The organism is Streptomyces sp. NPDC001508 (assembly GCF_040298665.1).
Lineage (GTDB): Bacteria > Actinomycetota > Actinomycetes > Streptomycetales > Streptomycetaceae > Streptomyces.
This window is the reverse complement of record NZ_JBEPAP010000045.1, coordinates 38555-49105: the sequence shown is the minus strand read 5'-3', so window position 1 is coordinate 49105 and position 10551 is coordinate 38555. Positions and strand designations below refer to the sequence as shown.

The 10551-nt window shown below is 75.3% G+C and carries 10 protein-coding genes; 6 read left to right on the top strand and 4 right to left on the bottom strand.

Annotated elements, in window-relative coordinates; genetic code table 11:
• Window positions 1-217: 217 nt before the first annotated feature.
• The 3 genes from ABT245_RS31565 to ABT245_RS31555 all read right to left on the bottom strand — a co-directional run bounded on the left by ABT245_RS31565 (window position 218) and on the right by ABT245_RS31555 (window position 2884).
• Window positions 218-388, bottom strand: a complete 171-nt coding sequence (locus tag ABT245_RS31565; protein WP_351740123.1) for a hydrophobic protein — start codon at window positions 386-388, stop codon at window positions 218-220.
• A gap of 42 nt (window positions 389-430) precedes the next feature.
• Window positions 431-1252, bottom strand: coding sequence for a class I SAM-dependent methyltransferase (locus ABT245_RS31560; protein ID WP_351740121.1), 822 nt, complete (start codon window positions 1250-1252; stop codon window positions 431-433).
• A gap of 108 nt (window positions 1253-1360) precedes the next feature.
• Window positions 1361-2884 carry a bifunctional phosphatase PAP2/diacylglycerol kinase family protein gene (locus tag ABT245_RS31555; RefSeq protein ID WP_351740118.1) on the bottom strand — a complete coding sequence of 508 codons (1524 nt, stop codon included), beginning with the start codon at window positions 2882-2884 and terminating at the stop codon, window positions 1361-1363.
• Between the two features lie 80 nt (window positions 2885-2964).
• Here ABT245_RS31555 and ABT245_RS31550 point away from each other — a divergent pair, with 80 nt between their 5' ends.
• The 3 genes from ABT245_RS31550 (at window position 2965) to ABT245_RS31540 (ending at window position 6253) form a co-directional block, all read left to right on the top strand.
• Window positions 2965-3723: a histidine phosphatase family protein gene (locus tag ABT245_RS31550; RefSeq protein ID WP_351740115.1), complete on the top strand. Its 759-nt coding sequence runs from the start codon at window positions 2965-2967 to the stop codon at window positions 3721-3723.
• 537 nt (window positions 3724-4260) lie between these two features.
• Window positions 4261-5880, top strand: coding sequence for an ABC-F family ATP-binding cassette domain-containing protein (locus ABT245_RS31545; RefSeq protein ID WP_351740112.1), 1620 nt, complete (start codon window positions 4261-4263; stop codon window positions 5878-5880).
• A gap of 115 nt (window positions 5881-5995) precedes the next feature.
• Window positions 5996-6253, top strand: a complete 258-nt coding sequence (locus ABT245_RS31540) for a DUF6158 family protein (protein ID WP_388714534.1) — start codon at window positions 5996-5998, stop codon at window positions 6251-6253.
• A gap of 49 nt (window positions 6254-6302) precedes the next feature.
• Here ABT245_RS31540 and ABT245_RS31535 read toward each other — a convergent pair whose 3' ends face one another.
• A complete protein-coding gene (locus tag ABT245_RS31535; protein ID WP_351740106.1) occupies window positions 6303-6686 on the bottom strand; it encodes a DUF2795 domain-containing protein in 384 nt (127 codons plus the stop codon).
• A gap of 254 nt (window positions 6687-6940) precedes the next feature.
• Between ABT245_RS31535 and ABT245_RS31530 the strand changes: the two genes are divergently transcribed.
• The 3 genes from ABT245_RS31530 to ABT245_RS31520 all read left to right on the top strand — a co-directional run bounded on the left by ABT245_RS31530 (window position 6941) and on the right by ABT245_RS31520 (window position 10499).
• Window positions 6941-7990 (top strand): hypothetical protein, encoded by a 1050-nt coding sequence (locus tag ABT245_RS31530; RefSeq protein WP_351740104.1) that lies wholly within the window; start codon window positions 6941-6943, stop codon window positions 7988-7990.
• A gap of 200 nt (window positions 7991-8190) precedes the next feature.
• Window positions 8191-9438 (top strand): aminotransferase class I/II-fold pyridoxal phosphate-dependent enzyme, encoded by a 1248-nt coding sequence (locus ABT245_RS31525; protein ID WP_351740101.1) that lies wholly within the window; start codon window positions 8191-8193, stop codon window positions 9436-9438.
• A complete protein-coding gene (locus ABT245_RS31520) occupies window positions 9435-10499 on the top strand; it encodes an MBL fold metallo-hydrolase (RefSeq protein WP_351740098.1) in 1065 nt (354 codons plus the stop codon). Before ABT245_RS31525 ends, ABT245_RS31520 begins: the two co-directional genes overlap by 4 nt.
• Window positions 10500-10551: the final 52 nt, after the last annotated feature.

Genomic DNA, 10551 nt, shown 5'->3' with positions numbered 1-10551 from the left:
GGGCTGCCCCCCCCCCCATGTCACGCGCGCCCGGGGGGGGGCGGGGGGGGGCGCCCCGGCGGGGGGGGCGGGGGCTTCGGCCCCGGCCCCCGGCTCGGCAGCGCCTTACCTGTGAGCGTCCTGGAATTCCTCTGAACGATTGCGAATTCCTCCGACGGATTGCGCCTCCGTGGAATTCACCACGGTGGCGCACCAGAATTCCGGCGGTAATTTTGTTTCACCATCGATACCAGCGGCCGCGGCCTCCCGCGGCGGTCGTGCCGCGGACCAGGAACCCCAGCAGCCAGACGACCAGCACCGCCAGGGCGATCCACCAGAGCAGTTTCACCGCGAATCCGGCGCCGAACAGGATCAGGGCCAGAAGCAGTACGAGCAGAACGGGAACCATAATTCGAACCTCCTGCTCTTCGGGTTTCCCGAAATCCGCCGATCAGGCTTCCTTGCGGCAGAGGATTTCTGCGTGCAGCGCCGTGAACCAGCCGTCCTCGCGCTCTCCCCACTCCCGCCACGCCTCGGCCACGGCGCGCAGTTGGGCCTCGGTCGCGTGACCGCCCTGGACGGCCCGCTCGGCGTACGCCGAGGCGACGGTCCGCTCCGCCCACAGCCCGCTCCACCACGCCCGTTCCTGCGGCGTGCTGAACGTCCAGGTGGCGGAGGTGGCCGTGATGTCCCGCAGTCCCGCGGCCAGCGCCCAGGACTTCAGGCGCCGCCCGGCGTCCGGCTCGCCGCCGTTGGCGCGGGCCACCCGGCGGTACAGGTCCAGCCAGTCGTCCAGGCCCGGCAGTTCGGGATACCAGGTCATCGCCGCGTAGTCCGAGTCGCGGACGGCGATGAACCCGCCGGGCGCGGTGACCCGGTGCATCTCGCGCAGCGCCCGCACCGGGTCACCGACGTGCTGCAGCACCTGGTGGGCGTGGACCACGCAGAACGTGTCGTCCGGGTAGTCCAGCGCGTGTACGTCGGCCACCGCGAAGTCGATGTTGCCCAGGCCGCGTTCGGCGGCCGCGGCCCGGGCCAGGTCCAGCACATCCGGCGCCCGGTCGACGCCGGTGACATGCCCGTCGGGGACCAGCGCGGCCAGGTCGGCGGTGATCGTCCCCGGGCCGCAGCCGATGTCCAGGATCTTCATATGGGGCTTGATCGAACCGAGCAGATAGGCCGCGGAGTTGGCCGCGGTCCGCCAGGTGTGCGAACGCAGCACCGATGTGTGGTGCCCATGGGTGTAGACGGCGGTCTCCCGCGGTTTCGGCATGGCTCTGCCCCTTCGCGTCGTCGCTTCGTACCGGCGCACCGGGCCAGGCCCGGTCCGCAGTACGCGTCACCGTACGCGCGCCAACCGAATAATGAGACCAGCGTTTCATCATATGGACGACGTGGGCGGGCGGGACGAGCGGCGCCGGCGCGCCGGGCGGTAGACGGCCAGGGCTTGCGGCAGCTTCTCCACCGTCAGCCCGCCCCGCGCCTCGGTCACCTCGCCGTCGTAGGCGAGGAGCGTGCCCGGCATGACCCCGCCCAGCCGCAGCCGGCCGGCCTTCACCGCCGCATGGGCCGAGGAGCGGGTCAGCGGACCGGCGAGGGCGGCGGTGAGCAGCCGCAGGGCGGGCAGCCGGCCGCCCGGCACCACGCGGACGTCGAGCAGCCCGTCCGCCAGGTCGAGCCGGCGCCCTGACGCCAGCCCCCTGCGGTGGTACAGGCAGTTCCCCGCGAACACCAGCCACAACGGGCGGCTGCGCCCGCCGATCTCGGCCGTCACCGGATGCCGGTCCGCGCGCAGCACCCGCACGGCCGCGAGCAGCCCGGCCGGCCAGCCGCCGATCCGGTGCGACCAGCGGTCCCGCTCCCGCACCAGCTCCGGATAGACGCCGAGGCTCAGCGTGTTGAGGAAGATGCCGGCCCGCTCGCCCGCGGTGAAGCGGCCCACGTCCACCCGCACCGCCTCGCCCCGCCGGACCGCACCGGCGAGATCCCGCACGTCCTCCACGCCCAGGTCGTAGGCGAAGTGGTTGAGCGTCCCGCCCGGCAGCACCGCCAGCGGCAGACCGTGCCGCAGGGCCGCGGTGGCGGCCGCGTTCACCGTGCCGTCGCCGCCGCACACCCCGAGCACCCGGGCCCGCGCCGCCGCCTTCGCCAACTCCTCCTCGATGTCCGCCGGTTCGCACATCACGACGTCCGCCTGCGGCAGCGCGTCGCGCAGCGCCCGCACCCGGTCCGCGGTGCTCGCCCCGGCGTTGGCGACCAGCACCAGGCCGTCGCCCTCGGGCAGCGCCGGAACCTCGGCACGCGGCCGGGCGGGCGGGGTGAGCTGGGCCCGGGTCGGCACCAGGCCCCGCACGGCGAACGCGGCCCCGGCGCCGAGCGCGGCACCCGCGAGGACGTCGCTCGGGAAGTGGACACCGGTGTAGACCCGGGACACGGCGACCGAGAACGCCAGCGGGGCGACGGCGGCGCCCCAGGCCGGGGACTCCAGGGCGACGCCGGCCGCGAAGGCGGCGGCCGACGCGGCGTGGCCGGACGGGAACGACGTGGTGATCGGCTGCCGGTTCAGCCGCCGCACCAGCGGGACCGGGTCGAGCAGCGGACGGGGGCGGCGCACCGAGCGCTTGCCGATCGTGTTGATGGCCAGCGAGGCCAGCCCCAGCGAGGCGATGCCACGGACCGCGGCCCGCCGGGCCCGCGGGGTACGGCTCGCCGCCACGGCCGCCGCCGTCGCGCACCACAGCACCCCGTGGTTCGCGCTCCGGCTCAGCCGCGGCAGTATCCGCTGGGCGCCGGGCCAGTGCGACTCGGCGGCGGACTCGAACAGCCGGCGGTCGAGGTCGAGCAACCACGCCGACACGGCGGTCCTGCCCGGCCTTGGAACGGTGAGGTCGACATCTGGGCTCATGCGGGTGCGGGTACCCTGAAGCGGTCGTTTTCCGCCCGTCGGCGGTGCGATCGGGCGAGAGGAACCGAGAGGAACACCGCATGCGTCTGCTTCTGGTCCGGCACGGCCAGACTCCCTCCAATGTCGGGGGACTGCTCGACACCGCCGTGCCGGGTCCGGGACTCACCCCCCTCGGGCAGGGACAGGCCGCCGCCCTGCCCGAGGCGCTCGCCGACGAGGACATCGAGGCGGTCTACGCCTCCACCCTGGTCCGCACCCAGCTGACGGCCGCCCCGCTGGCCGCCGCCCGCGGCCTCGGCGTCCGGGTCCGGGACGGCATCCGTGAGCTGTCCGCCGGCGACCTGGAGATGCTTCCCGGCGACAGCGAGCAGGGCCTGGTGTACATGACCACGGTGTTCGCCTGGGCCGGCGGCGACACCGAGCTGCGCATGCCCGGCGCGGAGACCGGAGCCGAGGCGCTGGCCCGGTTCGACGCGGTGGTCGCGGAGGCCGCCGCCGACGGCGCCGCGACGGTCGCCATGGTCAGCCACGGCGCCGCGATCCGCATGTGGACCGCGGCCCGCGCCCACAACGTGGACGTGCCCTTCGTCGCCGCCCACCCGCTGGAGAACACCGGTGTGGTGGTCCTGGAGGGCTCTCCGGACGACGGCTGGAAAGTGCTGTCCTGGGAGGGCGCGCTGGTGCTGCCCGCCGGGGCGAGCGGACCGACCGGCCGACCACAGCCGACGCAGCCCGGAACCACCGCGCCCTCCGGAACCACCGCGCCGCCCGGGTCCGCCGCGCCGGTCGAGAGCGTCGTGCCGCCGGGGTCGCCGAGCCGGCTGGGGTCGCCGAGCTAGCGGGCCGCCGTGCCGGCCGGGGCCGTCGTGCCGCTCGAGGTCGCCGCGCCCGCGGGGTCGGCGTGGCATTCGTGACCGTCGCGCTAGCCGGGGCTGCCGTACTTGCCCGGGGCCGATCGAGCTGCTCGGGGCCGTCGCGCTAGCCGGGGTCGCCGTGCCCGCCCGGTCCTTCGTGCCGCCCGGGGCTGCCGCGCCAAGTCGGGACCGTCGAGCCGCCGGGGCCGCCGTGCCGGCCGGGGCCGTGGCAGCGGGGCCGTCGTGCCGCCCGGGACCGTCGCGCTAGCCGGGGTCGTCGAGCCGCTTGGGGCCGTCGAGCCTGGCGGGGGCGTAGGCCGTGCCTGCCGGGGCCGTCGTCCCCCGGGGCTGCCGCGCCGGTCGGGACCGTCGAGCTGCCGGGGTCGCCGAGCTAGCCGGGCCGTCGTGCCGCCCGGGGCCGCCGTGTCGGCCGGGGCCGCCGTGTCAGCCGGTCCGGGTGGTAGGGGTGCCGCGCGATAAGGGTTTGCCGCAGGTCCGGGGCGGCCCGCAGAATTCCTCCCCATGGGACATCTGGAAGCCGCGCACCTCGAATACCACCTCCCCGACGGGAGGGCGCTGCTCGGCGACGTGTCCTTCCGGGTCGGCGAGGGCGCCGTCGTCGCCCTGGCCGGCCCCAACGGCGCGGGCAAGACCACCCTGCTCCGGCTGATCTCCGGCGAGCTGAAACCGCACGCGGGCACCGTCACCGTGACCGGCGGCCTCGGCGTGATGCGCCAGTTCGTGGGGTCCGTACGGGACGAGACGACCGTACGCGACCTGCTGGTGTCCGTCGCCCCGCCGCGCATCCGCGAGGCGGCGCGGGCCGTCGACGAGGCCGAGCACGCGCTCATGACCGTCGACGACGAGGCAGCCCAGCTCCAGTACGCGCAGGCACTCGCCGACTGGGCCGAGGCGCGAGGCTACGAGGCCGAGACGCTGTGGGACATGTGCACCACGGCCGCCCTCGGCGTGCCCTACGAACGCGCCCAGTGGCGGCAGGTGCGCACCCTGTCCGGGGGCGAGCAGAAACGGCTCGTGCTGGAGGCGCTGCTGCGCGGCACCGACGAGGTGCTGCTGCTCGACGAGCCCGACAACTACCTCGACGTGCCCGGCAAGCGCTGGCTGGAGGAGAGGCTGCGGGAGACCCGCAAGACGGTCCTGTTCGTCTCCCACGACCGCGAACTGCTCGCCCGCGCCGCCGAGAAGATCGTCTCCGTCGAACCCGGTCCGGCGGGCGCCGACGCCTGGGTGCACGGCGGCGGCTTCGCCACCTACCACGAGGCCCGGCGCGAACGCTTCGCCCGCTTCGAGGAGTTGCGCAGACGCTGGGACGAGAAACACGCACAGCTGAAGAAACTCGTGCTGAATCTGCGTCAGGCGGCCAGCATCAGCCATGAGTTGGCCTCCCGCTACCAGGCCGCCCAGACCCGGCTGCGCAAGTTCGAGGAGGCCGGGCCGCCGCCCGAGCCGCCGCGCGAGCAGGACATCCGGATGCGGCTCAAGGGCGGCCGTACCGGCGTACGGGCCGTGACCTGCGCGGGACTTGAGCTGACCGGCCTGATGCACCCCTTCGACCTGGAGGTCTTCTACGGCGAACGGGTCGCCGTGCTCGGCTCCAACGGTTCCGGCAAGTCGCACTTCCTGCGCCTGCTCGCCGGCGACGAGGTCGCGCACACCGGGGAGTGGAAGCTGGGCGCTCGGGTGGTGCCCGGGCACTTCGCCCAGACCCACGCACACCCGGAGCTGACCGGCCGCTCCCTGCTGGACATCCTGTGGAAGGAACACTCCCAGGACCGGGGCGCCGCCATGTCCCGGCTGCGCCGCTACGAGCTGACGAACCAGGCCGAGCAGTCCTTCGACCGGCTCTCCGGCGGCCAGCAGGCCCGGTTCCAGATCCTGCTGCTGGAACTGGCCGGTGCCACCGCGCTGCTGCTGGACGAGCCCACCGACAACCTCGACCTGGAGTCGGCCGAGGCGCTCCAGGAGGGCCTGGAGGCCTTCGACGGCACCGTCCTGGCGGTCACCCACGACCGCTGGTTCGCCCGCTCCTTCGACCGCTACCTGGTCTTCGGCAGCGACGGCCGGGTACGCGAGACCCCGGAGCCGGTCTGGGACGAGCGGCGGGTGCAACGGGCCCGCTGAGCGCTTCGCCGCAAGCGCCGTGCTGGCGCAGTCTGCCCTAGGTCAGCCCTGGCGGCCCGGCCGGATGTTCGTACAGTGGATTCAGGAACGTGAGACACGACGAGCGGGGCACACCATGACCGGAGTCGACGCGGACCGTCTGGACGACCAGCAGCTCATGAAGGAGCTGGAGACGATCCACCGCACGCGCCACGACACGCTGCTGTACGGATCGAACGACGCGTTGCGCGCCCACAACGAGCGCATGGCGCAACTCGAGGGCGAGTATCTGCGCCGCAACCCGCGCCGGCTCATCGCCGCGGGACGCACCCGTGAGGGCGCGCGCGAGCGGGGCTGCGGGGGCACGGTGACCCCCGGCACCCCCGCCACCTGAGCGGCGCGGCACAAGTCGGCGCGCACCGCTCGCGGCGGGTGACGACGCGTCAGCGCCGTTCGCCGGTCAGCGCCTCGGCCAGCTCCTGGACGTTGGCGTAACGTGCCGATCGCGGCAGCCGCCGTACCGCCTCGATCAGGTCGTCGGGCGCACGCCCGTGACGCAGGGCGTTCGACAGCTCGCGCGGGCCGGCCGGGAACAGGCCGCGCCCGAGGAGCCGGGCCAGTTCCAGCCGCACCGACTCCAGCGACGTCCCGCGGCCCCTTCCCGGCACCACGGGGCCGCGCCAGATCTGCGGGTCGTCCTCGGCGGTGGGCTCCGGGTCGTACCACTCCTCGCTGCGGGTGGGGTGCCCGGACCTGAGCAGGCCCTTCAGCTCGTGCTTCATCTCGTCGTCCCGGTGGACGTTGAGACGGTCACTGCCTCGCTGCATGTCTCCCTCCAGGTCTTTCAAGGGGTGCGCACCGCGTACCCGGGGACCGACGGCCGACACACGGTTTCGGGGCCGAACCGGCGCCGACCGGCGCCGTCACCCGCCCGGCGGCCCGTATCCCGCTAATGGGGTCCGGCCGCGCGCGGGGCGCCGCCCGGCGGGCTGTGATGGCTGTGGGGGCACGACCGTCGTGCTCCGTCCGCCGGGAGCCGGCCGCCGTGCTCCCGCAGCCGTCGCTTCCAAGGAGCCAGCTCATGCGCCGCACCGCCCGCGTCCTCGCCGTGGCCGCCCTGACCGGCTTCGCCGCGGGCACCCCCTCGGCCGTGTCCGCGGCTCCCGCCGCCGAGGTCGCTCCGGGGCCCGTCCGGCCCGGTGACACGGTCACCGTGTCGGTGCCGTGCCCCGCGTCCACCGACGGGGCCGCCCCGGACATCCTCGGCACCCCCGGCACCCGCGACAGCGCGCCCATCACGACGGGGATGCGCGCCGCGGCCGGTCCGGACGAGCCGGGGGCGCCCCGCGCGGACTGCCCGGACGAGAGCGGCACGCGGCAGCGGGCGCCGAGCACGGCGCCCGGCATGCCCCGGGAGGGCGCGGCCCGCCCCGAGCGGACCGGCGAGGCCCCCGGCAGGGACGGGGCAGGTACGGACGGGACCGGCAGTGGCGTCACCGGCAGGGACGGGACCGGCAGCGGTGTCACCGGCAGGGACGGGCCAGGCGTCCCCGACGCCGGACTCCCCGACGCCGGACTCCCCGACGCCGGACTCCCTGACGCCGGGAGTCCTGATGCCGGGCTCCCTGATGCCGGGATCTCCGGCACGGGCCGGCCCGACGCACGCGGTACGGAGTCGCCGTACACGGATCCGCTGCGTTCCGACCCGCCGTACTCGGACCCGCCCGGCACAGACCCGCCCGGCACAGACCCGCCCGGCACAGACCCGCCCGGCACGGACGGTCATGGCACAGACGGTCATGGCACGGATGGTCACGGAACGGACACACACGGGGGTGGCACGCACCCCGCCGACCCTCCCGGCGCTGGCACGCACGACGGCACGACTCACGACGGCGGCACGCACGCGTGCGGGGCCGCCGAGCCGTGCGGTGACGGGCGTACCTGCACCGAACCGCGGGGAGGCGCCCCCTGCGAACCGGCCGACGCCCAGCACGGCGTAGACGCGGGGGAAGGGGGTGCCTTCACCGATTCCGTCCCGGCCCTGGCCGCCGGCTCCGTGCTGATCGCGGGCGCGTTCGGCGCGGCCGCGCACCGGCTGTGGCGCCGCAGAGCCGACACGGACGGCTGACGCCCCGCGCGAACTACCGGACTCGACGCGAACATGACGGGGAAGACGGGGTAGACGGAGGCAAGCGTAGGCGGCACGTCGGACGCCGAGGCACGTCGGAGGCCGGGGGCACGTCGGAGAGGAGCACGGACCGGACCGCTGCGGACATCACACGGCACCAGACGGCAGCACACGGCACCACGGACTGCGGGGAGGCGGAGATGCGGCGGACGGACCCCGAGGGCCACGGCCCCGTCCGGTACGGGCCGGCCCTGCCGGGCGACGGGCTGCCCGTCCTGCCCGCGCTCGCCGACGTGCTCGCCGCCCACACCCGCCACGCCGCCGGAGAGCCGGTCGGCGGTGCGCCCGCGCTCCGCGACGCGGCCGACGGCTACTGGACGCGGCGCGGCCTGCCGGCCGGCCGTGACCGCGTCGCCGCCGCGCCCGGAGCGCCGTCCCTGCTGCTCGCGCTGACCGCCGCGCTCGGGGGCGACGTGCTGGTGCCGCGGCCCTGCGCCGCCTGGTGGGCGCCGTACGCGCGCCTGCTGGGCCGGCCCGCGTTCCATGTGGCGACGCCGGCCGAGTGCGGCGGCGTCCCGGACTCGGCCGCCCTGCTGGAGACGGTCCGCCGGGTTCGCGCGGAGGGCGGGGACCCCCGGCTGCTCGTGCTCTCCGTCGCCGACGACCCGACCGCCACCGTCGCCCCGCCCGAACTGGTGCACGAGGCGGTCGAGGCGGCACAGGGCGAGGGACTGCACCTGATCAGCGACGAGACCTGGCGCGACACGCTGCACGGCCCGCGCGGGACCGTGCTGCTCAGCCCGGCCGAGATGATGCCGGACCGGGTCACCGTCGTCACCGACCTGGCGGGCGCCCTGCTGCCGCCGGGCTGGCCCGCCGCCGTCGCCCGCTTCCCGGACGGCCAGGCGGGGCAGGCACTGCACGCGCGCGTGCTCGACGTGCTCACCGCGCTCGGCGCCACCGTCGCCGGCCCGGTCGCGGCCGCCGCCGCGTACGCGCTGGACGAGCCGGAGCCGGTCGCCGTACGTCGCGCCGCCGCCGTACGCCTGCACGCGCGCGTGGCCGCCGCCGCGCACGCCGCCGTGGTCGCGGCGGGCGCCGTGGCCCGCCCGCCGCAGGCCGGACGCCACCTGTACGTCGATCTCGGCCCGCTGCGCCATGCGCTGGGCGCGCACGGTGTCGGCGACGCACAGGAACTGGAGGACTTCCTCACCGCCCGGCTCGGCATGCCCGCGCCCGGCGGCCACCGGTTCGGCGACGACCTCGGGGCGCTGCGGGTACGGCTGTCCACCGGGCCGCTGCTGGCCGGCACGGACGAGGAACGCACGGAATGCCTCATGTCACCCGCGCCGTTGGAACTGCCACACGTGCAACGCGCGTTGATCTCCTTGAAGTCGGTCTTCGACGATCTCCGCGACGACGCTCAGCGATGGGAGCCTCCTCGATGACGCAGCAGACGCCGCAGTCCGGGTCAGCCATCACGACCACGACGAGCAGGAAGGCCGGCGCCACCGCGCCGGCCGTTTTCACGCCCCCGTTCCCGCCGCTCGCCGAACCTCGCCCGCTGGGCGAGCCCCGGATCTGGCCACGCACCTTCCACGACCGGCTCACCGCGCCCCTGCCCGGCCTCAAGGCCCTCGCCCGCTTCGCCCGCGAGGGCTCCGTACGGCCCGCTCCCGACGGCCTGAAGGACATCCCGCGGCTGCCCTACGCACCGGCCCCGCTGCCCCGCGTCGACGCCCGCACGGTCGCCGTCAGCTGGGCGGGGCACGCCAGTTGGGTGGTCCGGATCGGCGGCCTGACCGTCCTCACCGACCCCGTGTGGTCCCGCCGTATCCTCGGCACCCCGGCCCGCATCACCCCGGTGGGCGTCGACTGGCACGCACTGCCGCGGATCGACGCCGTGGTGATCAGCCACAACCACTACGACCACCTGGACGCCCCGACGCTGCGCCGGCTCCCGCGCGCCACCCCGGTGTTCGTGCCGGCGGGGCTCGGCCGCTGGTTCCGGCGCCGCCGGTTCACCACCGTGACCGAGCTGGACTGGTGGGAGGCGGCGGAACTGTCCGGTGTCCGCTTCGACTTCGTGCCGGCCCACCACTGGTCCAAGCGGCGCCTGACCGACACCTGCCGCAGCCTGTGGGGCGGCTGGGTGCTCACCGACCCCGACGGACAGCGGGTCTACTTCGCGGGCGACACCGGCTACGGCCACTGGTTCTCCCGGATCGGCCGCCGCTACCCGGGCATCGACCTCGCCCTGCTCCCCATCGGCGCCTACGACCCGCGCTGGTGGCTCAGCGATGTGCACTGCGACCCGGAGGAGGCGGTGCGCGCGGCCCAGGACCTGGGCGCCCGCCGCATGGCCCCCATGCACTGGGGCACGTTCGTGCTCTCCGCCGAGCCCGTCCTCGAACCGCTCACCCGGGTACGCGCGCAGTGGCGGCAGGCGGGCCTGAACCGCGAGGACCTGTGGGACCTCCCGGTGGGCGGCTCCCGGGTACTCACCTGACCGCCCACCCGGGGGAACGCGCGCCGCGGGGGCGGACGCGCGGGCACGGGCC

Bases quoted from the DNA above. Each gene is read 5' to 3' on its own strand.
- ABT245_RS31565 (WP_351740123.1), bottom strand. From the start codon at position 388: ATGGTTCCCGTTCTGCTCGTACTGCTTCTGGCCCTGATCCTGTTCGGC.
- ABT245_RS31560 (WP_351740121.1), bottom strand. From the start codon at position 1,252: ATGCCGAAACCGCGGGAGACCGCCGTCTACACCCATGGGCACCACACA.
- ABT245_RS31555 (WP_351740118.1), bottom strand. From the start codon at position 2,884: ATGAGCCCAGATGTCGACCTCACCGTTCCAAGGCCGGGCAGGACCGCC.
- ABT245_RS31550 (WP_351740115.1), top strand. From the start codon at position 2,965: ATGCGTCTGCTTCTGGTCCGGCACGGCCAGACTCCCTCCAATGTCGGG.
- ABT245_RS31545 (WP_351740112.1), top strand. From the start codon at position 4,261: ATGGGACATCTGGAAGCCGCGCACCTCGAATACCACCTCCCCGACGGG.
- ABT245_RS31540 (WP_388714534.1), top strand. From the start codon at position 5,996: ATGACCGGAGTCGACGCGGACCGTCTGGACGACCAGCAGCTCATGAAG.
- ABT245_RS31535 (WP_351740106.1), bottom strand. From the start codon at position 6,686: ATGCAGCGAGGCAGTGACCGTCTCAACGTCCACCGGGACGACGAGATG.
- ABT245_RS31530 (WP_351740104.1), top strand. From the start codon at position 6,941: ATGCGCCGCACCGCCCGCGTCCTCGCCGTGGCCGCCCTGACCGGCTTC.
- ABT245_RS31525 (WP_351740101.1), top strand. From the start codon at position 8,191: ATGCGGCGGACGGACCCCGAGGGCCACGGCCCCGTCCGGTACGGGCCG.
- ABT245_RS31520 (WP_351740098.1), top strand. From the start codon at position 9,435: ATGACGCAGCAGACGCCGCAGTCCGGGTCAGCCATCACGACCACGACG.